Raw genomic sequence first — 21,257 nt, 5'->3', positions numbered from 1 at the left:
CCCTCTTTTTCGTCGTTCGGTTCGTCAGTCGGCCAGGTGGACGGAGAACAGGTCGGACGCGTCCGGCAGGTCGAGGGGGTCGAAGTCCTCGGGGTCGATGGTGATGTCGCCGGCGTCGCCGTCACAGGTGAGTTCGAGCGGCTTCTCGGGGTCGGCGTCCGCATCGAAATCGCAGCGGGGTTGGATCACGGCCGTGGCGTGTGCCGTCGCGTGCATGGACTCCGTACCGGGGAGGACGGTGTCGCCCACCGTGTACTGGGTCTCGATGTCCACCCGGTAACCAGGGAAGCCGTTTACTTCGGCGGGGCTCGGACCAACGACAACCGTGGAGTCGTTCTGTGCCGCGAGATCAGCTGCGGCGGCAGCGGCAGGGCCGGCGTCCCCGAGGTCGTCCCGGGTGAGCCAGTCCGTCCAGTCCTCGTCCTCGCCCACCAGCGCCTTGCCCAGGCCGTCCATCAGCTCGTCGCGGGCCGACTGCACCGCGGCCAGCGCGGCGGCGTCGGCGGCGGACTGGGCCCCGTTGCGTGCCGAGGCCGCCTGGGCGAACGCGAAGAACGCGAACGCGGCGAAGAGCAGGATCGTCGTCAGCCAGATGTAGATCGGGAGCGTCGACCCCCGGTCGCTCCGGAGGCGGAGCTTTGTCAGCCGCCGATGACGTTGCTGATGGCGTCCAGCACGGCGCCGGAGATCAATCCGTCCAGCCCCAGACTGTCGATGGCCACGAAGATCCCGGCGATCAGGATCATCAGCCCCGCATACTCCACGAACCCGGCCCCCGCATCGCGCCGGGCCCCCCGAAGCCGCTCCCCCAGCGAACCTGTCCACGTCGCCCACGCCCCGACCACTCGGTCCTTGATCACGGGAACCCCCTTCCGCCGCTTCCTTCAAGGCAACCAGAACACCACACGCAACGTACGCGAATTGCGACCCTGCGCACCTGGTTTCGCCGATTAAGAAGCCGGGCTTGACCATAAGTTGTCGGGGGATTGCCCGGGGCGTCATCGCGTGTCAGCTCCCCTCGTACGAGTTCGCCGGCCCGCCCGGATCCGGAACTCGCGTCATCATTCGCATTCGCCAACCTTTGCTCGCTACCACTGTAGCCAGTCCGACGGCGTTGCAGGAGAGGTTCAACGCCCCAATATGGAACCGAAGTTGGTTCCAGAGCCGAGGAACATGCCCGTCGCGATCAGGATCATGGTCGCGGGGAGCATGAAGACCAGCGTCACCATCGTTGCCTTTGGAATTGTTTTGGCGGCGCGCCGCCGGGAGTTCTGGGCGTCCGTGCGGCGCATGTCCGTGGCGAGCTGGATCAGGGTGTCCGCGATGGGCGAACCCAGCTCCTCGCCCTGCTGCAACGCCGAGACGAACTGGGCGACTTGCTCGGAGGCGTTGCGCCGGCGCAGCTCGTCGAAGGCCTGGCGGCGCGGGACGCCCATGTCCATCTGGCGCAAAGTGATGCGGAGTTCGTCCGCCCAGGGCCCCTCGTACTTCTCGGCGACGCGGTCCAGTGCCTGGCGGAAGCCGAGGCCCGCCGAGACGACGACGGCGAGGACGTCGAGGAAGTCGGGGAGGGTGCGGTCGATGACTTCCTTGCGTTCGCGGACCGCCTGCCAGATCAGGGCGTCGGCGGCCAGCGCGCCGAAGGCCAGGGTCAGCAGTCCGAGGAGCCGTTGCCCGTTGGCGAAGAAGACGAGGGCCATGACGATGCCGAAGAGGCCGTAGACCGCCCGGCGTGCCGCGTACCGGTCGATCGTCAGGCCGCCCGGGTTCCCCGCCATGTCGATCTTGCGGCGCTTCGCGTCCACGCGGCGCGGGCCCATCAGCCGCAGGATCAGCGGCGCGAACCGCATGCCGAGCCGGTCCACCGCCGAGCCCGCCGTGGAGACGCGGGTGGCGCCCACTTCCAGGGCGAGGGCGAGGTCGCTGGGGACCTTGGCCTCGGCGCGGTACATGCGGACGCCCATGAAGACGCCGAAGACGGCCGCACCGGCGAGGAGGGCGATGAGCACGCCGAGGAGGGTGGGTGACATGGGTCAGACCTCGATCTTTCCCAGGCGTCGGATCACGAAGAACCCGACGGCGTACAGGCCGAGGGAGATCAGGATGAGGGTCTGGCCGAGAGGGGAGCCGGTCACGCGGGCCAGGGCGCCCTCGTTCGAGGAGTTGATCAGCAGGAGGGAACCCAGACCGAGGAGCGGGACCGTGAAGGCGGTGGCGTTCACCTCGGAGAGCATCGTGCGGATCTCGCGCCGGGTCTCCTTGCGGTCCTCCAGGGTCTGGGTGAGGTTGCGCAGGGACGAGACGACCGTGCCGCCCGCCTTGTTCGCCAGGACCAGCGTCGTGACGAGGACGATCAGCTCGCGCGACGGGAGGCGGGCCGCCAGTTCGTCCAGGGCGTCGTCGACGGAGCGGCCGATCGCCAACTGGTCGGCGACCCGGCTCAGTTCCTCGCCCGCCGGGGCCTCCAGTTCCTCCGCCGCCATCGCCAGGGACGTACGCAGGGCGAGTCCGGCCGCTGTCGCGTTGGCCAGGAGGCGTGCCACATCGGGGAGTTGGTTGATGAACGCCTCGATGCGTTTCTGGCGCTGCCAGTTGAGGAAGATGACCGCGGCCCAGATCGCCACGGCGCCCGCGATCGGGCCGAAGAACGGGGCCAGCATCGCCGCCGCAAGCACCCACAGACCGGCGACGACCGCGGCCACGTAGACGGCGAACTCGCCCGCCGTCACGTCCAGGCCCGTCGCGGAGAGCCGCAGGTGCACGGCGCGGCCCAGGCGCGTGCGGCGCAGCCGCCGGTCGATCGCGGCGAAGCGGCGCGCCCGGCCGCCCGCCGGACCGGCCGAGCCGCCGCCGTAACCGTCCAGGCGGTCGACCAGGGCCCGGCGCTGGGCACGCCCGGTGGCGTACACGTGGACGCCCGCTACGGCGAGGGCGCACGTCAGTACCGTGGCACCGAGAGCGATGAGGGCGGGGTTCGTCATGCCTGGGCTCCCCCGGGCGCGTGGGTCCGGGTCATCCCGTGGCCTCTCTCGTATTGCGTATGTCGACGGACTCGACGACCCCGAACGCCGGCGGGACCGCCTCCCCCGCCACGTACAGCCGGTCCGCGACGCGGCGCGGCAGCGGCAGGTGCTCGTAGTAGCCGCGGACCTGCCGGCGTTCCAGGTCGGTGGCGCCCGACACGTACGGCTGGGCGGCGAAACGGGTCACCGTCGCGATGGTGAACTGTTCCCGGCCGTGTGAGACGAGCAGCGCGATCTCGCTGATCCGGCGGGAGCCGTCGGCGTGCCGGGTGAGCTGGACCAGGACATCGACGGCCGAGTTGATCTGGTCGCGGAGCGCCTCGAAGGGGACATCCACCTCGGACATGGAGCCGAGCGTCTGCAGACGGGTGAGGGCGTCCTCCGCGGTGTTCGCGTGGACGGTCGCGAGCGAACCGTCGTGGCCCGTGGACATCGCCTGCAGCATGTCGAGCGTCTCGCCGCCGCGGACCTCGCCGACGATGATGCGGTCGGGGCGCATGCGCAGGCTGTTGCGGACGAGGTCGCGGATGGTGACCTGGCCCTTGCCCTCGACGTTGGCGGGCCGGGACTCCAGGCGGATCACGTGGTCCTGCTGGAGCTGGAGTTCGGCCGAGTCCTCGATGGTGATGATGCGCTCGTGGGACGGGATGAGCGCCGAGAGGGCGTTGAGGAGGGTGGTCTTCCCGGAGCCCGTGCCACCGCTGACGATGATGTTGAAACGGGCCCGGACGCAGGCGGCGAGCAGCATCAGCATGTGCTCGTCCAGCGAGCCCAGTTCGAGGAGTTCGGTGAGGCTGTACGCGCGCGGGAAGCGGCGGATGGTGAGTGTGGCGCCGGTCAGCGCGAGGGGCGGGATGATCACGTTGACGCGTTCGCCGGTGGGCAGCCGGGCGTCGACCATGGGGTTGGACTCGTCGACGCGACGGTTCACCGTGGAGACGATGCGCTCGATGGTCTGCATCAGCTGCTCGGGCGAGGCGAAGCGCAGGGGCAGTTGCTCTACGCGGCCGGCTCGCTCCACGAAGATCGCGTCGGGCCCGTTCACCATGATCTCGGTGATGGAGGCGTCCGCGAGGAGGGGTTCGAGGATGCCCAGGCCGAGCGCCTCGTCGACGACGCGGCGGATCAGCTGCGTGCGCTCCGAGGAGGAGAGGACCGGGCCCTCGCGGCTGATGATGTGGCCGAGGACGCGTTCCAGGCGGACGCGGCGGTCCGCGGCCTGCAGCGAGGACATCTCCGCGAGGTCGATCTCTTCGAGGAGCTTGGCGCGGTAGACGGCGATGAGGCCTTCGTCGCGGTCCGGGGGTGTTCCGGTGGCGGTGTCGCGGGTGGCGACCACGCGGGAGCGCAGGCTCATCGTCAACTCCCGTCGTTCTGGTTGTCGTTGGGCATGGTGGCTCTGCGGTGGAGGTCCCAGCCGTCGAAGAGGGGGATGATCGCGGGGACGTGGACGGTGACGGTGCAGGTGATCGTGGAGCCGCCTCCGCATCCGTCCGGGGTCGGATCCAGCCAGGCGCTGGCGGACTCGGCCGCGGCGGCCCCGCCCGTGCCCTGGTTCAGCGACTCCGCGCGGGCCGCGGCCCGCGCCGCGCTCCCCGCCTGATTGGCCCCGTATCCGACGAGCCCGAGCTGGATCGCGGCCATCCCGATGACCAGCAGGAAGGGGAGGAACCCGGCGAACTCCAGCATGGAGACGCCGCGATCCCCGAGGCGGCCCCGCACACAATCCAGCCCCTCCGGTACCAGATCCAGCCCCTCCGGCGCTTGAGGAGCGGGGTCCGGGGCGGAGCCCCGTGGCCCGGGCGCCGTCACTGGTCCACCTCAGACGCCGCCCCCGCCTCACCCGTGACGCGCCAGCCGGGATTCACCCCGGGAAAGAACAGCGGGACGTCGACCTGGACGGTGGCCTTCATGACGACCCCGCCGGACGTGCAGCCGATCCGGGCGCTCTGCCAGGCGGACGGCAGATGCGACTTGCCCGCCGCGTCACAAGCGGCCCCATAGTCCCCGCCCCCGGCCTGCGCGGACGTGGCCGCCCGAGCCGCCTCGTCCGCCGCGTTCCCGGCGAGGGAGTACGTATAGCCGTACAGCACGCACTGCCACATGAGCGCCATCACGAGGAGCACCAGCGGGAACATGGCGGCGAATTCGAGGGTGACCGCCCCCTTGTCGCCGCGGCGGCGGGCGCGGCGGCCGCCCCCGTCCGGGGCGGGCGCGGCGACCAGGCCGAGTTCGCCGGCCAGGGTCCACAGGGCCTGTTTGACGGTGGAGCGGTTGTCGAGGTCCTGCATGCGGCCCGCGTCGACGGCGGCCTGGAGTTCCTTGTAGGCGGCGGGGACGGAGGTGCGTGCCGTCTTCGTGCCGGTGACCCGTTCGACGAGGGTGGGCTGGATCTCGGCGGAGCGCGCGTGCCGGTTGACGACGGTGAGGGTCTCCTCGGCCTTGCGGATCTGGAGGCGGTCCCAGAGTCTGACCATGCGCTTGGCGGCGCGTACGGCGACGACGTCCGGGGTGACCAACAGGGCGGCCTGGTCAGCGAGTTCGATGGCCGCCGCGTTCGCCGCGCCCATCTGCGTACCGCAGTCGACGACCACGACCTCGTAGCGGGCGCGCAGGGCGTGCACGACCTGCCGGGCGACGCGGTCGCTGACTTCTTCGCCGCGTTCGCCGTCGGCGGGGGCGAGCAGGAGGTCGATGCCGGTCTCGTGAGTGAAGACGGCGTCCTGGAGGACGCGCGGGGTGATGTCGCGGATGGCGGCGAGGTCGGCGACGGACCGGCGGAACTGGACGTCGAGGTAGGACGCCACGTCGCCGGACTGGAGGTCGAGGTCGAGGAGGGCGACCGAGCGGCCCGACGCGCGTGCGGCGAGCGCCAGGTGGACGGCGGTGAGCGTGGTGCCGACGCCGCCCTTGGCGCCGGTCACCGCGACGACACGCCCTCCGCCACCGGCCGGCATCAGCTCGGCGCCGGTGCCGCCCGCGAGGTGCCGGCGCATGCCCGTGGACCAGGAGGCGGCGGCGTGGACGCGTTCGGCGAGGGCGTCGTAGCCGAGCGGGAACGCGACGATGCCGCGCGCTCCGCTGTCCATCGCGGCGGTGAGCAGCGCGGGGCTGGTGTCGGCGGTGGCGAGGATGACACCGACGGCGGGGAAGCGCAGGACCAGGTCGCGGATCAGGTCCAACGCCGGTACGGGGCCGATCCGTTCGTGTACGAGGACGACCTCGGGCAGCTCGTCGAGCGACTCGGCGGCGAGCCGGGCCAGGGTGTCGAGCAGGGCGGTGGAGTCGGCGACGGGTGGGGCGGGTTCGGTGTCGGGGAGCTGGGAGAGGAGGGTGACCAGTGCGCGCGCCGCCTCCGGCTCGCTTGCGGCTGGGAGGATCCTTGTGGTCATCGGGGGTATCCCTTCAGGGACGCGGTCGCACAGGTTGCGGGGCTCCGCCCCGGACCCCGCTCCTCAAGCGCCGGAGGGGCTTGAATCACCGGAGCTGTCCGGATCCGGTCCCACATCACTTGTCCTCGTCCAACGTGTACGACCGGTCCGCGGCGGAGACCGATCCGTCGTCCCCCGGCGCGACGAGCGCCAGCCGCACGTGCGTCGCGAACGACTCGGCGTAGGCGACCCGTTGGGCGTCGGCGGCGTCGAGGGCGAACGTGATCGGCACGGCCTCGCCCTGGCGCCGGGTGCTGTTCCCGGAGGAGTTGGCGCCCTGCTCGTCGATCGGGGTCAGTTTGCCCACGTCGATGACCTCGGCGTTCTCCACGATGACCTGGGAGCGGTCGCTCTGCTTGTCGTTCTCGGCCTTGAAGGTGGCGTAGATGTTGACCTTCGAGCCGGGGTCGATCTTTCCGGCGACGCCGGTCTCCGCGTCGATCATGATGGCGATCTCCTGCTGCCCCGCCTTGAGCTGCGGCCGGGCGACGATCATGTCGCTCTGCAGCAGGGAGCCCTTCTTGAGCTGGGTGACGGCGATCTTGCCGCGGACCTGCCGGAGGCTGGTGACGGCGGTCGACGACAGCCACCGCTTGGGCATCTCCACCTTCTCGAACTGGTCGTCCGTCAGCTCCTTGTAGGGCGCGACATCGCTTTTGAGCCGGTACGCGGTCGTCTCGTCCCCCACTTTGGAGTTCACGTCGCGGATCACGGACAGCACACCGGCGAACGCGCCGACGGCGCACAGGGCCGAGACGACCAGGAGGATGACGCCGCGGCGCTGACGTGAATTCATGGACCGGACAACCTCGTTGGTAGGCGGGCGGGCGGGTTCGCGTGACGCGTACGAGTACGGGCGCGGCTGCTGCCGCGGGCGGCCGTCATTGGTGCGGGGCCCTGGTCAGCGCGGTCCGGCCGGACCCGGCGGCCGGAGTGAGCGAGGACCGTGCGGCGGCGCCCGCGCGCTCGGGGGGCATGTCGGCGGCCAGCGGCGCGGAGCAGAACCCGCAGCGGTCGCCGATGAGTTCGAGCCCGCACCAGTGGCACTCCTCGCGCCGCACGGACGACACGAGCTGGTAGAGGACGGAGATGTCGGGGATGGCGGCCGCGAACTCGACGATCCGGCCGGGGTTGCCGCCCTTGCCCGTCGCCCACCAGCGCGGCGACTCGGCGGGCAGCGGCGCCTCGATCGCGCCCTGCGCCCGCCAGGCCGGGGCGAGCACGCCGGTGACCCAGTCGGTGGACTGCTGTCCGGCGGCGTAGAACATCCGCGTCCCGAAGGAGGGGCCGCTCGGCGTCTCGGTTCCGGTGACCCGTAGCAACTGCGGCTGCGGCGAGGCCACGACCGCGAACTGGGCGCCCGGGGACCAGGACTTGGCGTGCGCCTTGAGCGAGACGGGGACGCGGTCGAGCTTGGCGACGGAGCCGACGAGGGCGCCCGCGTGGACGTAGTGCGCGAGCAGCCGGCCGGCGGACGCGAGCACCCCCGGGCTGAAGTCGCAGATCGACAACTGGCGCAACTGCAGGGCGAGCACGGCGAGGCCGAGCGGCGGCAGCTCGGGACGGAGGATGGCGATCCGGTCACTTTCGAGCACGGACCGGATGGCATGCAGCCGGTGAACGACCGCGTCCGGCACGGATTGCGGGCAGAGCGCGATCACATACCCGTGCTGCTCGATCAGTGTGTGTACGTCACTGATCGCGCGGTCCAGCGGATAGGCGTCCGGCGCCCTCCCCACGGGCAGCACGACGGCGGTCGGCGTATGCCGGTCGGGCGAACTCAGCACCAGGTCGGGGTCGGTCACGGCTATGACGGTCGGCACGCGTGAACCCCCCGGTCGCTCTGTGCTCCTCCAGACACTGCAGTGTTCCTGCCTGAGCACCATATCCACGCGAGCGCCCGGCAACACCCCACTTCGCACTGTTCACGAACGGACCGGTGGCGAGTTGACCCGGAAGCATCGGCTCAAACCCTTGACATCGCTATTGGTCTGGACCAGTTTTACGCCCAGCAGCTGCTTCCCCCCTCACCTCGACTCCCCCACTTCGGTGCGGGGAGCCCTCCCCCCACATGGAGGCAGAAATGAAGCGATCCGGCGCGCTCATAGGCGCGTTCGCGGCGGCGGCACTCGCCGCCACCGGCCTGCTCGCGACGACGAACACGGCTGTCGCGGCCCCCACCGCCCCGACGAGCACCGCCACCGCGGCCGCGGTTCCCGCCCACGCGGTCACCGGCTACTGGCAGAACTTCGACAACGGCGCCGCCGTCCAGAAGCTCAGCGACGTCCCGGCCGACTACGACATCATCGCGGTGGCCTTCGCCGACGCCACCACGACACCGGGAGCGGTCGACTTCACGCTCGACTCGGCAGGCCTCGGCGGCTACACCGAGGACGCGTTCAAGGCGGACATCAAGGCGAAGCAGGCGGCCGGCAAGTCGGTGGTCATCTCGATCGGCGGCCAGAACGGCACGGTCTCGGTCAGCGACTCCGCCTCGGCGGCGAACTTCGCGGACTCCGTCTACTCCCTCATGCAGGAGTACGGCTTCGACGGCGTCGACATCGACCTGGAGAACGGCCTCAACTCCACGTACATGTCACAGGCGTTGGAGTCGCTCGCGGCAAAGGCGGGCAGCGGCTTCGTCCTCACGATGGCGCCGCAGACGATCGACATGCAGTCGACATCCGCGGAGTACTTCAAGACGGCCCTCGCGGTGAAGGACATCCTCACCGTCGTCAACATGCAGTACTACAACAGCGGTTCGATGCTCGGCTGCGACGGCAAGGTCTACAGCCAGGGCTCCGTCGACTTCCTGACGGCGCTCGCCTGCATCCAGCTGGAAGGCGGCCTCGACCCGTCGCAGGTCGGCATCGGCACGCCCGCGTCGAGCAGCGCGGCGGGCAGCGGCTACGTAGCCCCGTCGGTCGTGAACGACGCCCTGGACTGCCTCACCAAAGGCACGAACTGCGGCTCCTTCAAGCCCTCCAAGACGTACCCCGGGCTGCGCGGCGCGATGACCTGGTCCACGAACTGGGACGCCACGTCCAGCAACGCCTGGGCCTCCTCGGTCGGCCCCCACGTCCACGCCCTCTGACCCCTTCTACCGGCAGCGCCGCCGCTCCCCCGGCGGCGCTGCCCGCGTCTCCCCTGCTTAGGCTTCCGGCCATGACTTTCGGCCCACCACCCGCGGACTTCGACGGCCCCTCCTCCCCGCAGCCCGCCTGGACCGCGCCCTCCCCCACCGAGCGGGCGCTGTACGAGGCGAAGAACCGGGGCGACTGGACGGCGTACTACGAGACGCTCGCCTCGGTCGAGCTGTACATGGAGCTGCGTCCCGACAAGGCCGACGTCTTCGATTCGGTGTACCCGCTGTTCCATCGCGACCCGCGCACGGGCGGCGAGTGGCTCCACCTGTACACGACCGGGATGCTCCCCGCCCCGGACCAGGACCACCGCTTCGAATGGGCGGGCCTCAACTGGTTCGCCACCGCGTCCTGGGCCACGCGCCCGCACCCCCCGACCCTGGTCATCAACCCGGGCACACCGTGCGAGGCGGTCCTCCCGCCCCTGCCCCCGCACAACGCGGCCTGGATGCAAGCGGCCGCCCGCGCCGGGACGCCCCGCTTCAAGATGTGCCTGCGCGCCCTGCACGTGGGCGGCGCACTGCACGGCCCCGTCGCGCACGGCCTGGCCCTGGGCGCGCTGCTCTCGGTCACCAACGGCGAGTTCTGGAACACCATGGCCCACCACGGCGAGGGCTACCAGTCCGAACGCCAGCGGCTGCGCGAATGGTGGGGCGTGACCAGCCGCCAGGAATGGCAGGAGCGGGTTGACCAACTCCTCTCCACCGAACAGCGCAGCAACGTATGGGAGTTCGCGCTCGACCTGCGGCACACCATCGCCCGCGACTTCGGCGGCCACGTGGACACCGGCTACTGGAAACAGGCGGTGACCAAGGTGCTCCGGGCCCGCGCCGAGCCCCACACCGTCCTCACGGAGGACGGTGTGACAACCGTCGAACCGCGCCCCGCCGAGGAGGTCGCCGCCCAGATCGAGGGCGTGCACCGGCTCATCGGCCGGATCACCCGCTACGAGGCCCGGATGCGCGCCGACGGCCTGCTCGCCGAGTCCCGCTATGTCACCTCGGTCGACGCCTGGGACCTGGGCCGCGCCCCGAACATGGCCCGCTGGGGCCTCGCCGCCCGCTACGGCACCCTCGAAGAGGCCGAATCCGCGGTCCGCACGGCAAGCGCCCTGGCCGCCCGCTCCTACCGCAACTGGCAGGACTTCTCCGCCGCCTACGCACTCGGCCGGTGCCTGCATTTCGACGACGAGGAGTTCGGCAAGTGGTACGAGGAAATGGTCTCGGCCCACCAGATCCTGACGGAGGACCCGGGAAGCCCGTGGCTCAACATCCCATTCAAAAAGCCCTGTTGATCCCCTGCCCGCAGCGACTCGAACTCCCCCGCGGAAGCACGTCTCCGGTTCAACGGGAGGGCCCGTACCCCCGGTCGCCACCGCGCGGCGGACTACCGCCGTCCGTGCAAGGGGAAGGGCATGCCACCGAAAGCCCCGCCCACAGAACGCCAGCGGCGACTGGGCAGTGAGCTGCGCAAGATGCGGACAGCTGCCGGAATGACGGCCGAACAAGCCGCGGGACCGCTCGGCCCGGACCGGGCGAAGTTCTCCGGCACAGAGACCGGAATCCGCACCATCAGTCCCGAACGACTGCGCACCCTCGCCCGCAATCGCGACTGCCCGGACAAGGTGTACGTGCGGTCTCTCGTCGACATGGCCCGCCCCAACGGGCGCGGCTGGTAGGAGCGTTGTCGCGGGTCACTCTCCAGCGGCCTGCTGGACATCGCCGAACTGGAGTCGTACGCGCCCCGCACGCCCACCGCACACACGGTGCACATTCCGGGGCCCCTCCGGACCAGCGACCACCCTTCAGTCACCCTCGCCAGTTCATACGACGCCTGCGGCCGACTCGCCACACAGGCGGTTGTCCGGCCGGGTCAACTCGATCCCATTCAGCAGCGCATCTATACCTGTCTCGTCCAGACGGAAACCTGACAGACGTAGAGGATCTACTGGAAGGTGCACGGCACTTCGATCTGGACGCGGCGGGACGCGTCACGACCGTACGCACCGCCGGACGGTGGATGGTTGGGGCCCCCGGGCCGCAAGGACGTGGAACTGGTCAAGGGTACGGCTGGAATCACCGTCGCCGTAAAAGACCGGGGGTCGTTTTTGCGCTTTCATGCGGCCGACATGTCCGTGGCCCGGACGCGTTCCTTTCACGCGGCGTCGCAGGGTTCTTGAACTGTCCATGAGCTGTTGGCGACCGTCAGAAGAACTCCGACCAAGGCTGATCCCAGACCTGCTTCACGCACAGGACCACGAACAGCAGCCCGGCGACCAGGAGCATGCCGTTGCTCAGCCAGCCGTTGCGCCAACTCGCCGGAGTGCGGGCCGAATTGAGTAGCCAGATCAGCGTCAGCGCCAGAAACGGCATGAAGGCCGCGCCCAGGACCCCGTAGAGGATGACCAGGCGGAACGGTTGGCCCTGGAACAGGAGGACGATGGGAGGGAAGGTGAGCCAGAGCAGGTAGATGCGGAACGGCCAGCCCCGCTCGCGGTCGCCCCGCGCCACCTCCGCACCCGTGACGCGCGCGCCGCGATACCGCTCCACGAAGTCCGCGAACATCAGGCTCACCCCGTGCCAGACGCCGATGAGGGACGTGAAGGACGTCGCGAAGAAGCCGATCAGGAAGAGCTTCGCCGTGGCCGTGCCGTACTCGGCGTCGAGGATCTTCGTCAGGTCCAGGAGGCCCTTGTCGCCGCTCGCGATGGAGGTGTGGGAGGCGTGCAGGATTTCCGCTCCGACGAAGAGCATCGCGACGACGAAGACACCTGTGGTGATGTACGCGACCCGGTTGTCCAGGCGCATCACCTTCATCCAGGACGTGTTGGTCCAGCCCTTCGCGTTGACCCAATAGCCGTACGCGGCAAGGGTGATGGTGCCGCCGACGCCGCCGATCAGGCCGAGCGTGTTGAGGATCGAGTCCTTCTCGTCGGGCAGGACCGGGAGGAGGCCCGCGAAGGCGTCGCCCAGGTTCGGGGTGACCCTGATCGCCAGATAGACCGTGACGACGAACATGACGCCCACCAGGACCGTCATGACCTTCTCGAAGACGTCGTACTTGTTGAACCAGACGAAGACCAGCCCGACCAGGCCGCAGAGGATCGCCCACGGCTTGATCGACCAGTCCGCCGGGAACACGTCGGGGAACAGCGCCTGGAGCGGGAGCGCGCTCGACGACATCGCCGCCGCTCCGTAGACGAAGCCCCAGATGACCACGTAGATCACGAAGAACCACGTCGTCCAGCGGCCCAGGCTCGCCCAGCCGTCGAAGAGCGTGCGGCCCGTGGCCAGGTGCCAGCGTCCCGCCGCCTCGGCGAGGCTGATCTTGACGAGGCAGCCGAGGACCGCCGCCCAGAGAAGGGTGTAGCCGAAGTTGCTGCCCGCGACGAGCGTCGCGACGAGGTCGCCGGCGCCGACACCGGTCGCGGCGACGACGATGCCGGGACCGATGTACTTCCAGCTGGACTTGCGGGGGTGGTCGGAGTCGAGGGTGCGGCCTGAGGTGCCCGTGGTGTCCGCCATGACTACCAAGGGAGCGCAAAGAGCCCCGGACCACAAGAGGGCCGGCCCCCACCGTTGCCGGGCCGGCCGTTCTCCACGGTCCCCTCAGTCCTCGAAGTACGCGTCCAGCGCCTTGTCCAGCTGCTCGGTCCACTCCGTGAGGCGGGACTTGTCCGGGGCCTCGACGTCGTTCGGGTACCAGCGGCTGTTGGGCGTGTGGACCGTCACCGTGAGGCGCTTGCGGGACGTGCCGTACTCGACCGCGCTGATCTCGTCCCAGGTGAATTCCGCTTCCTGGTCGTCCAGCGTGTACCGGACGCCGGTCGCGTCGACGGTGATGGAACCGCGGCGGTCCTTCGCCTCCAGGACCGGGCCGTCCGCATCGTCCTCAGCCGAACCGGGCTTCTCGTCGGGAACCTCGGCGACCTCGTCCTCGGCGACCTCGTCCTCCGCAACGGCGTCGGCCTCGACCGCCTTCGGCTCGGGCTCGTCCCGCGTCACCTCCTCCGTCACCTCGTCGGATTCCGTGACCGTGTCCTCGGCTGCCGCCTCCGGTCCGGGAGACGTCAGGCCGGGGACGTACGCCGGGTCGAAACCGGCACCGGTGACGGGCGTGACCTTCTGACTCTCCATACGCTGCTCCACGGGCGGAAGTATGGCGGACAAGACTGTGCGGCGCCTCCCCCGGGCCCCTCGGATCCCGTCGGATCCCCTCTGAAATCCAGAGAACCTCCGTATTGTCCGACTCGGCCGCGCTGGTGCTCACCTGCTGCTGCTCGTCCAGCTCCTCGCGCTGTACCGGGTGTACTCCGCCGACCCGGCCAGCGGCACCGGCTGTTCGGGGCCGGCCCTGCTCACACCCTGAGAGCTCAGACCGTGAGACGCCCTGGGACGTGCGTACGCGGGGCGCCCGCCGGCACCCCGCGCGGAAGGTGAGCCGGCTACACGAACAGGCTGACCACGCCCGCCACCACGAATCCGGCGACCGACAGGACCGACTCCAGGACCGTCCAGGTCCGCAGGGTGTCGCGCTCGGAGATGCCGAAGTACTTGGCGACCATCCAGAAGCCGCCGTCGTTGACGTGCGAGGCGAAGATGGAGCCCGCGGAGATCGCCATGATGACGAGCGCGGTGAAGGCCTGCGAGTAGTCGCCCTCGGAGAGCAGCGGGGCCACGATGCCGGCCGTGGTGACGATGGCCACCGTCGCCGAGCCCTGGGCGACACGCAGCACCAGCGAGATCAGGTACGCGAGGACGATGACGGGCAGGCCGACGTCGTTGAACGTGTCGGCGAGGGCCTGCGCGATGCCGCTGGCCTTGAGGACGGCGCCGAAGATGCCGCCCGCGCCGACGACCAGCAGGATGTTGCCGACCGGCTTCAGGGACGCGGTCGACACCGTTTCGAGGGATTTGCGGGACCAGCCGCGCCGGATGCCGAGCAGGTAGTACGCGAGCAGCAGGGCGATGGTGAGGGCCACGAAGGGGTGGCCGAAGAACTCGATGACCGAGCGGCCCGTGGACGGGTCGAAGGCGATCGAGGAGAAGGTGGCCAGGAGGATCAGGATCAGCGGCGTGCCGATGATGGCGAAGACGACGCCGAGCGCGACCGGCTTCTCGGACGGGGTCACGCCGGACGCGCGCTGCTCCGCCGCGAGGGAGGCCTTGGCCTCCTCGGCCGCCTCGACCATGTCCTGCGGTACGGGCACGAAGATCCGCTTGCCGATCCAGGCGGCCCAGCCCCAGGCGGCGAGCACGGCGGGGATGCCGCAGACGATGCCCATGAGGATGACCCAGCCGAGGTCGACGTGGAGGAGTCCGGCTGCCGCGACGGGGCCCGGGTGCGGGGGCAGGAACGCGTGGGTCATCGACAGGCCGGCGAGGAGCGGCATGCAGTAGAGGATGATCGACTTGCCGCCGCGCTTGGCTGCCGCGTAGACGATCGGCGCTAGGACGAAGATGCCGACGTCGAAGAAGACGGGGATGCCGAAGATCAGGCCGGTGAGGCCCATCGCGAGGGGCGCGCGCTTCTCACCGAAGAGGTTCAGGAGGCGGGACGCCAGGACCTCGGCTCCGCCGGAGACTTCGAGGACCGCGCCGAGCATGGTCCCGAGTCCGATGATGATCGCTACGTGTCCGAGGGTGCCGCCCATGCCGGACTCGATGGTGGAGACCGCGTCGGACTTCTGGACGGTGCCGAAGAGTTCGGTGACGGACAGGCCCGCGCCGAGGCCGACCGCGATGGAGACCGCGAGGAGGGCGACGAAGGGCTGGAGGCGGGCCTTGATGATCAGGAAGAGGAGCAGGACGATGCCGAGCGCGGCGATCGTCAGCAGGCCGGCGGTGCCGTCGATGATCGTGAGGATGCCGCCGGTGTGGGGTGGCGGCTCGGTGGCGGCGGCCGCGAGCGGGGCGGCGGTGGATATGGGGAGCATGGGGGTCCTCGTAAGGGCATGTGTGTTTCTGGGCAGGGGGGATCGCGGTGCGGCGCGTCCGGTTGGCGCGCCGCACCGTGACGACGTACGGGGGTGGAGAAGATGCTCAGGTCAGGACTGGCTCAGCCGAGGACGGCGAGCGCGTCGATCTCGATGAGCAGGCCCGCCGGGAGACCGACGTAGACGGTGGTGCGGGCGGAGGCGGGGGCCTTGAGGCCCTGCTCCTCGAAGTACTCGTTGTAGATCTTGTTCATCTCGGCGAAGTGGTCGACGTCCGTGAGGTAGACGCGCATCATCATGACGTCGTCCCAGGTGGCGCCGCCCTCTTCGAGGATCGCCTTGACGTTGGCGAACGTCTGGAGGGTCTGCTCGCGCAGGGTCGGGCCCGCGGGGGTGGGGGCCTTGCCCTCCTCGGCGGGGAGGAAGCCGACCTGGCCGGCGACCTGGAGGATGTTGCCCTTCTTGACGCCGTGCGAGAACTTCGCGGGCGGGGTGGTGTGCGTGGAGGGGGTGAGGGCCGTCTTCTCGGTCATCGTGAACTTGCTTCCTTCTGGGGGGTGTTACCGGGACCGGTACCTGAGTAGTCCCGGCTGATTGCTTCCGCCGTGCGGCGCACCAGCGGGAGCAGGGTGAGGAGTTCCTCGGCGGTGACGACGACGTTCGGCGCGGAGACCGACATGGCGGCGACGACGCGGCCGTCCGCGCCGCGGACCGGGGCCCCGACGCAGTTGATGGATTCCTCGTGGCCACCGAGGTCGGTGGCCCAGCCCTGTTCGCCCACTTTCTCCAACTCCCTTAGAAAGGCGGGGGCGTTGGGGGTCGAACGGGCTGTGTACATGGGGTAGTCGAGCTTCTCCGCGACGGCGCGGCGCTCGGCCTCCGACAGGTCGGCGAGGAGCAGTTTGGCGACGGCGGCGACCGTGATGGCGACCGGCTTGCCGATGCGCGAGTACATGCGCACCGGGTAGCGGCTCTCGACCTTGTCGATGTAGAGGACCTCGTGCTCCTCGTAGACGGCGAGGTGGACGGTGTGGCCGCACTTCTCGTTGAGTCCGACGAGGTGGGGGTGGGCGATCTCGCGGACGTCGAGGTTCTCGACGGCTTCCTGGGCGAGGGCGAAGAGGCGGGCGCCGAGCCGGTAGCGCTGGTCGGACTGGCGGTGCACGAGGCCGTGTTCGTGCAGGGTGCGCAGCAGGCGCAGGGCCGTGGACTTGTGCACCCCGAGCCGCTCGGCCACCTGTCCCAGGTCGGCGGGGCCCTCGGCGAGCAGCGGCAGGATGCTGAGCGCGCGGTCGACGGTCTGGCTCATGGTGTACGTACCTCCTCGGCGGCCCGGTCGTCGAAGGCGTCGGTGACGGTCCACCCGGGGCCGAGGTGCAGTGTCTCCCACGAGGCGGCGTCGAGGGCGGCCAGCCGGTCGGCGTGGGCGCGGCCCGGCGGCTCGGCGAGGTCGCCGGGGACGGTGAGGGCGGCGGCGGCCCACAGGTGGCCGTGGCGGAGCCGGTCGGCGGCGGGCAGGCCGCGCAGGGTGGCGGAGAGGAACCCGGCGGCGAAGGCGTCGCCCGCGCCGACGGCGGCGACGACGTCGACGCGCGGAGCGGGTTCGAAATGCCGGCCGCCGGCCCGGTCGTAGGCGATCGCGCCGTCGGCGCCGCACTTCACGACGAGCAGCTCCGGTTCGGGCAGCGCGGCGCGCACCGCGTCGGGGCCGCCGGTGATCCCGAACGCGTCCTCGGCCTCGTCCTCGCCGACGAAGACCAGGCCGGCGTGGCGGGCGAGGTCGAGCAGGACGCGCGCGGCGGCGGGCTCGGCCCACAGGCCGGGACGGTGGTTGACGTCGAAAGACAGCAGGGGGCCGGGAGTGCCGGGCGTCTCCATGAGCGTACGGAGGAGGCCGAGGCAGTCGTCGGAGAGAGCGGCGGTGATGCCGGAGAGGTGCAGGATGCGGCCGGCGCGGAGCGCGTCCAGGTCCATGGTCGCGGGGGACATGGCGGAGGCGGCGGACCCGGCGCGGTAGTAGGCGACCTCGTGGGCGTCGGTGGCCCGGTCGCCCGCGGTGCGGAAGTAGATGCCGGTGGGGCGGGTGGGGTCGCGGCGCACGCCCGAGACGTCGACGCCGTACGCGCCGATGGCCTCGACGAGGTGGTCGCCGAACCCGTCGGCACCGACCCGGCTGACCCAGCGCGCGCGGTGCCCGCCGGCGGCGAGCACGCAGGCCAGGTTGGACTCGGCGCCGCCGATGCCGCGCTCGAAGGACGGTACGTCGGCGAGGCGCCCCGGCACGGAGGGGACGAACGTGACCATGGACTCGCCGAGCGCGACGACGTCGGGTGCGCTGTGCGGGGCTGCGGGTCCGGTGACGGTCACGGGGTTCGGTCTCCTCACTCCTGGGGGCCAACAGCTCCGTTGACCCGGCGTTGGCTCGGATGTTAGACAGCAGTAAGCGACATACGCAATGGCCGTTGCATATATTGCAACAGCTGGCCTGGAGGAGGCACCGTGACCGCCGAGAACGCCGACACCGCCGTCGATACAGCCGGCGCAGCCGTGCGCGGGAAGGCACGTCTGGAGGACCTGGCGCGGGAGCGGGTGGACTTCCGGTTCAAGGGCCTGCCGCCCCAGGCCGAGGGCCTCACCGTCGCCGAGCTGGCGGACCGCCGCCTGAACCTCTTCACGGACGGCTTCACCACCCCCGTCCTCGCCCTCTCCGCGGAGCGCCTGGAGCACAACCTCGCGCTCATGGAGACGTACGCCACCCGGCACGGCCTCGCCTTCGCCCCGCACGGCAAGACGTCGATGGCCCCCCAACTCTTCCAGCGGCAGATCGAGCACGGCGCCTGGGGCATCACCCTCGCCGTGCCCCACCAGGTGCGCGTGGCACGGGAGTTCGGCATCGACCGGATCTTCCTGGCGAACGAACTCGTGGACGCGGCCGCGCTGCGCTGGCTCGCCGCGGAGCTGAACGCCTCGGCCGGTTTCCGCTTCCTCTGCTACGTCGACTCGGTACGCGGCGTCGAGCTGATGGACGCCGCGCTGCGCGAGGCCGGCGCCACCCGCTCCGTCGATGTGGTCGTCGAGCTGGGCGCGGGCGACGGCGCGCGCACGGGCGCGCGTACGGAGGCGGAGTGCGCGGCCGTGGCCGACGCGGTGGCCGCCACCTCGACGCTGCGGCTCGCCGGTGTCGCCGGGTACGAGGGCGAGGTGCCGCAGGCCGACGGCGACCGGGTCCGCGCCTGGCTGCGCCGCCTGGTCGCGCTCGCGGCCGGCCTCGACAAGGCCGGGCGCTTCGCCGGACTGGACGAGATCGTGGTGAGCGCGGGCGGCAGCGCCTGGTTCGACGCGGTGGCGGACGTGTTCGCGGAGATCCCCGAACTGAGCGCGCCCGTACTGAAGTTGCTCCGCTCCGGCGCGTACGTCTCGCACGACGACGGCCACTACCGCCACCTGACCCCGTTCAACCGGGTCCCCGAGGAGGGCGCGCTGCACCCCGCGTTCCGGCTGTGGGCGCAGGTCGTGTCGCGGCCGACACCGGAGCAGGCGTTCACGAACGCGGGCAAGCGCGATGCCGCCTACGACCTGGACCTGCCCGAGGCGCAGGTCGTACGGGACGCCCGTACGGGCGCGGTCCGGGACGCGGCCGGGATCGCGGTGACGGGCGTTTCCGACCAGCACGGCTGGGTGCGGACCGAGGCCGGGACCGAGCTGGAGGTGGGCGACTGGCTCGGCATGGGCCTGTCGCACCCGTGCACGTCGTTCGACAAGTGGCAGCTGATCCCGGTGGTGGAGGCGGACGGCACGGTCGTGGACTACGTGCGGACGTTCTTCTAGGCGAGCGGCCCCGCCGGTTCGCGGGCGACGAGTCCGGCGGGGCCGGTCCCGAGCGGGTCCCTCGCCGCTTGTCGGCCGCGGACCGCGGCGGAGCCGCATATCGACACAGCCCCGCGCCCCGTCAGGGGCGCGCCCGCCGCCAAGACGGCCGGGCCCGGGGGGGGCCGCCCGCACCCGACAACGAAGTCCGCACGGGTGGTGCGGGTGGGTAACACAGGACACCGCGGCCACGACGAAAGAGGCAGTCGAAAATGGACCTGGTCATCAAGGACGTTCGCGTGATCGACGGCACCGGCGGCGCCTCGTACCGCGCCGACGTGGCGATCGAGGACGGCCGGATCGCGGGGATCACGCGTGAGGGGGAGGGCCCGCGCCCCACCGCCCCCAGAACGCTGGACGCGTCGGGCCTTGCGCTCTCCCCCGGGTTCATCGACATGCACGCCCACAGCGACCTCGCGCTGCTGCGCGACCCGGACCACAGCGCGAAGGCCGCCCAGGGCGTCACCCTCGAAGTCCTCGGCCAGGACGGTCTGTCGTACGCCCCCGTCGACGACCGCACGCTCGCCGAGGTCCGCCGCGCGATCACCGGCTGGAACGGCGACGGCTCCGACATCGACTTCGACTGGCGCACGGTCGGCGAGTACCTGGACCGCCTCGACCGGGGCATCGCCGTCAACGCCGCCTACCTCATCCCCCAGGGCACGGTCCGCATGTACGCGGTCGGCTGGGACGACCGCGACGCCACCGGGGCCGAGCTCGACCACATGAGGCGGCTGGTCGCCGAGGGCATGGAGCAGGGCGCCGTCGGCATGTCGTCCGGGCTCACGTACACGCCCGGCATGTACGCCAAGGACGCCGAACTCACCGAGCTGTGCCGGGTGGTGGCCGCGTACGACGGCTACTACTGCCCCCACCACCGCAGTTACGGGGCCGGCGCCCTGGACGCGTACCGGGAGATGGTCGACCTCACCCGCACCGCGGGCTGCTCCCTGCATCTGGCCCACGCCACCATGAACTTCGGCGTGAACAAGGGCAAGGGCGGCGACCTGCTCGCCCTCCTCGACGACGCGATCGCCGGCGGCGCGGACATCAGCCTCGACACGTACCCGTACACCCCGGGAGCGACAACTCTCGTGGCGATGCTGCCCAGTTGGGCCAACGAGGGCGGGCCCGACGCGACCCTCGCGCGGCTGCTGGACGACGAGACCGCGGAGCGCATCCGGCACCACGTCGAGGTGCTCGGCTCCGACGGCTGTCACGGCGTGCCGATGGAGTGGGACACGATCGAGATCTCGGGCGTCTCCGACCCCGCGCTCGCCGCGTACGTCGGCAGGACGGTCGCCGAGGCCGCGGCCGCGCGCGGCGAGGCCCCCTGGGTCACCGCCCGCCGCCTGCTCGTCGACGACAAGCTGGGCTCGACGATCCTCCAGCACGTCGGCCACGAGGACAACGTGCGGGCGATCATGCAGCACCCGGTGCACACCGGCGGCAGCGACGGCATCCTGCAAGGTGCGAAGCCGCACCCGCGCGCGTACGGCACGTTCCCGCACTACCTCGGCCACTACGCCCGCGACCTCGGCGTCATGTCGCTGGAGGAGACCGTCGCGCACCTGACGTCCCGCCCGGCCGCCCGGCTGCGGCTGCCCGACCGCGGTCTGGTCCGCGAGGGATACCGCGCCGACCTGGTCCTGTTCGACCCGGAGACGGTGGCGGCGGGTTCGTCGTTCGAGGCGCCGCGCACGCTGCCCGTGGGCATTCCGCACGTCCTGATCGACGGCCGCTTCGTCATCGAGGACGGGCGCCGTACGGACGTCCTCGCGGGGAAGTCGGTGCGCCGGGCGGCCTAAGCACTGTTTCTCGGATCATGTGCGGAGCCAGATGATGAGGGCTGCGAGGG

The 21,257-nt window shown here is 70.8% G+C and carries 19 protein-coding genes and 1 pseudogene; 5 read left to right on the top strand and 15 right to left on the bottom strand.

What is annotated here, in order from left to right:
• Positions 1-24: 24 nt before the first annotated feature.
• The 9 genes from AB0J02_RS26435 to AB0J02_RS26395 form a co-directional block, all read right to left on the bottom strand.
• Positions 25-645 carry a pilus assembly protein TadG-related protein gene (locus AB0J02_RS26435; protein ID WP_363196402.1) on the bottom strand — a complete coding sequence of 207 codons (621 nt, stop codon included), beginning with the start codon at positions 643-645 and terminating at the stop codon, positions 25-27.
• Positions 642-860 carry a hypothetical protein gene (locus AB0J02_RS26430; RefSeq protein ID WP_363196410.1) on the bottom strand — a complete coding sequence of 73 codons (219 nt, stop codon included), beginning with the start codon at positions 858-860 and terminating at the stop codon, positions 642-644. The genes AB0J02_RS26435 and AB0J02_RS26430 overlap by 4 nt, the downstream gene beginning before the upstream one ends.
• A 267-nt stretch (positions 861-1,127) precedes the next feature.
• Positions 1,128-2,030, bottom strand: a complete 903-nt coding sequence (locus AB0J02_RS26425) for a DUF5936 domain-containing protein (RefSeq protein WP_363196255.1) — start codon at positions 2,028-2,030, stop codon at positions 1,128-1,130.
• Between the two features lie 3 nt (positions 2,031-2,033).
• Complete coding sequence (locus tag AB0J02_RS26420; protein WP_363196254.1) at positions 2,034-2,981, bottom strand: type II secretion system F family protein; 948 nt, start codon at positions 2,979-2,981, stop codon at positions 2,034-2,036.
• 31 nt (positions 2,982-3,012) lie between these two features.
• On the bottom strand, positions 3,013-4,380 hold the full coding sequence (locus tag AB0J02_RS26415; protein WP_363196253.1) for a CpaF family protein: 1,368 nt from the start codon (positions 4,378-4,380) through the stop codon (positions 3,013-3,015).
• Between the two features lie 2 nt (positions 4,381-4,382).
• Positions 4,383-4,712, bottom strand: a complete 330-nt coding sequence (locus tag AB0J02_RS26410; RefSeq protein ID WP_363196252.1) for a TadE/TadG family type IV pilus assembly protein — start codon at positions 4,710-4,712, stop codon at positions 4,383-4,385.
• A gap of 119 nt (positions 4,713-4,831) precedes the next feature.
• Positions 4,832-6,415: an AAA family ATPase gene (locus AB0J02_RS26405; protein WP_363196251.1), complete on the bottom strand. Its 1,584-nt coding sequence runs from the start codon at positions 6,413-6,415 to the stop codon at positions 4,832-4,834.
• Between the two features lie 115 nt (positions 6,416-6,530).
• Positions 6,531-7,250 (bottom strand): Flp pilus assembly protein CpaB, encoded by a 720-nt coding sequence (gene cpaB / locus AB0J02_RS26400; RefSeq protein WP_363196250.1) that lies wholly within the window; start codon positions 7,248-7,250, stop codon positions 6,531-6,533.
• Between the two features lie 85 nt (positions 7,251-7,335).
• Positions 7,336-8,259 (bottom strand): hypothetical protein, encoded by a 924-nt coding sequence (locus tag AB0J02_RS26395; protein ID WP_363196249.1) that lies wholly within the window; start codon positions 8,257-8,259, stop codon positions 7,336-7,338.
• A 278-nt stretch (positions 8,260-8,537) separates the two neighbouring features.
• Between AB0J02_RS26395 and AB0J02_RS26390 the strand changes: the two genes are divergently transcribed.
• From AB0J02_RS26390 to AB0J02_RS26380, 3 genes and pseudogenes are all read left to right on the top strand, one after another.
• The gene (locus tag AB0J02_RS26390) at positions 8,538-9,548 is read left to right on the top strand and encodes a chitinase (RefSeq protein ID WP_363196248.1); all 1,011 of its coding nucleotides are present in this window, start codon (positions 8,538-8,540) and stop codon (positions 9,546-9,548) included.
• Positions 9,549-9,619: 71 nt separating this feature from the next.
• Complete coding sequence (locus tag AB0J02_RS26385; protein WP_363196247.1) at positions 9,620-10,891, top strand: DUF1266 domain-containing protein; 1,272 nt, start codon at positions 9,620-9,622, stop codon at positions 10,889-10,891.
• A 120-nt stretch (positions 10,892-11,011) separates the two neighbouring features.
• Positions 11,012-11,398, top strand: a pseudogene (locus AB0J02_RS26380) (helix-turn-helix transcriptional regulator); the annotation flags it as partial.
• A 403-nt stretch (positions 11,399-11,801) separates the two neighbouring features.
• Here AB0J02_RS26380 and AB0J02_RS26375 read toward each other — a convergent pair.
• From AB0J02_RS26375 to AB0J02_RS26350, 6 genes are all read right to left on the bottom strand, one after another.
• Positions 11,802-13,121, bottom strand: a complete 1,320-nt coding sequence (locus AB0J02_RS26375) for an Nramp family divalent metal transporter (protein ID WP_363196246.1) — start codon at positions 13,119-13,121, stop codon at positions 11,802-11,804.
• 84 nt (positions 13,122-13,205) lie between these two features.
• A complete protein-coding gene (locus tag AB0J02_RS26370) occupies positions 13,206-13,733 on the bottom strand; it encodes a hypothetical protein (protein WP_363196245.1) in 528 nt (175 codons plus the stop codon).
• Between the two features lie 308 nt (positions 13,734-14,041).
• Positions 14,042-15,532 carry a gluconate:H+ symporter gene (locus AB0J02_RS26365; protein WP_363196244.1) on the bottom strand — a complete coding sequence of 497 codons (1,491 nt, stop codon included), beginning with the start codon at positions 15,530-15,532 and terminating at the stop codon, positions 14,042-14,044.
• A 122-nt stretch (positions 15,533-15,654) separates the two neighbouring features.
• Positions 15,655-16,065, bottom strand: a complete 411-nt coding sequence (locus tag AB0J02_RS26360; protein WP_363196243.1) for a RidA family protein — start codon at positions 16,063-16,065, stop codon at positions 15,655-15,657.
• Positions 16,062-16,841 carry an IclR family transcriptional regulator gene (locus tag AB0J02_RS26355; protein ID WP_363196242.1) on the bottom strand — a complete coding sequence of 260 codons (780 nt, stop codon included), beginning with the start codon at positions 16,839-16,841 and terminating at the stop codon, positions 16,062-16,064. The genes AB0J02_RS26360 and AB0J02_RS26355 overlap by 4 nt, the downstream gene beginning before the upstream one ends.
• Positions 16,838-17,899 (bottom strand): sugar kinase, encoded by a 1,062-nt coding sequence (locus tag AB0J02_RS26350; RefSeq protein ID WP_363196241.1) that lies wholly within the window; start codon positions 17,897-17,899, stop codon positions 16,838-16,840. The genes AB0J02_RS26355 and AB0J02_RS26350 overlap by 4 nt, the downstream gene beginning before the upstream one ends.
• 180 nt (positions 17,900-18,079) lie before the next feature.
• Between AB0J02_RS26350 and AB0J02_RS26345 the strand changes: the two genes are divergently transcribed.
• Positions 18,080-19,360, top strand: a complete 1,281-nt coding sequence (locus AB0J02_RS26345) for an amino acid deaminase (protein WP_363196401.1) — start codon at positions 18,080-18,082, stop codon at positions 19,358-19,360.
• A gap of 251 nt (positions 19,361-19,611) precedes the next feature.
• Complete coding sequence (locus tag AB0J02_RS26340; protein WP_363196240.1) at positions 19,612-21,207, top strand: D-aminoacylase; 1,596 nt, start codon at positions 19,612-19,614, stop codon at positions 21,205-21,207.
• The last annotated feature ends 50 nt before the right edge of the window (positions 21,208-21,257 follow it).

It is taken from the genome of Streptomyces sp. NPDC050264 (assembly GCF_040655895.1).
Classification (GTDB): Bacteria; Actinomycetota; Actinomycetes; order Streptomycetales; family Streptomycetaceae; genus Streptomyces.
Note: the sequence above shows the minus strand (reverse complement) of the source record. Positions and strands in the feature narration are given on the sequence as shown.

Excerpts from the sequence above, each read along its gene's own strand:
- AB0J02_RS26385 (WP_363196247.1), top strand. The coding sequence starts at position 9,620 with ATGACTTTCGGCCCACCACCCGCGGACTTCGACGGCCCCTCCTCCCCG.
- AB0J02_RS26355 (WP_363196242.1), bottom strand. The coding sequence starts at position 16,841 with ATGAGCCAGACCGTCGACCGCGCGCTCAGCATCCTGCCGCTGCTCGCC.
- AB0J02_RS26340 (WP_363196240.1), top strand. The coding sequence starts at position 19,612 with ATGGACCTGGTCATCAAGGACGTTCGCGTGATCGACGGCACCGGCGGC.
- AB0J02_RS26405 (WP_363196251.1), bottom strand. The coding sequence starts at position 6,415 with ATGACCACAAGGATCCTCCCAGCCGCAAGCGAGCCGGAGGCGGCGCGC.
- AB0J02_RS26365 (WP_363196244.1), bottom strand. The coding sequence starts at position 15,532 with ATGCTCCCCATATCCACCGCCGCCCCGCTCGCGGCCGCCGCCACCGAG.
- AB0J02_RS26415 (WP_363196253.1), bottom strand. The coding sequence starts at position 4,380 with ATGAGCCTGCGCTCCCGCGTGGTCGCCACCCGCGACACCGCCACCGGA.
- AB0J02_RS26425 (WP_363196255.1), bottom strand. The coding sequence starts at position 2,030 with ATGTCACCCACCCTCCTCGGCGTGCTCATCGCCCTCCTCGCCGGTGCG.
- AB0J02_RS26420 (WP_363196254.1), bottom strand. The coding sequence starts at position 2,981 with ATGACGAACCCCGCCCTCATCGCTCTCGGTGCCACGGTACTGACGTGC.
- AB0J02_RS26410 (WP_363196252.1), bottom strand. The coding sequence starts at position 4,712 with ATGCTGGAGTTCGCCGGGTTCCTCCCCTTCCTGCTGGTCATCGGGATG.
- AB0J02_RS26375 (WP_363196246.1), bottom strand. The coding sequence starts at position 13,121 with ATGGCGGACACCACGGGCACCTCAGGCCGCACCCTCGACTCCGACCAC.
- AB0J02_RS26360 (WP_363196243.1), bottom strand. The coding sequence starts at position 16,065 with ATGACCGAGAAGACGGCCCTCACCCCCTCCACGCACACCACCCCGCCC.
- AB0J02_RS26390 (WP_363196248.1), top strand. The coding sequence starts at position 8,538 with ATGAAGCGATCCGGCGCGCTCATAGGCGCGTTCGCGGCGGCGGCACTC.
- cpaB (WP_363196250.1), bottom strand. The coding sequence starts at position 7,250 with ATGAATTCACGTCAGCGCCGCGGCGTCATCCTCCTGGTCGTCTCGGCC.
- AB0J02_RS26370 (WP_363196245.1), bottom strand. The coding sequence starts at position 13,733 with ATGGAGAGTCAGAAGGTCACGCCCGTCACCGGTGCCGGTTTCGACCCG.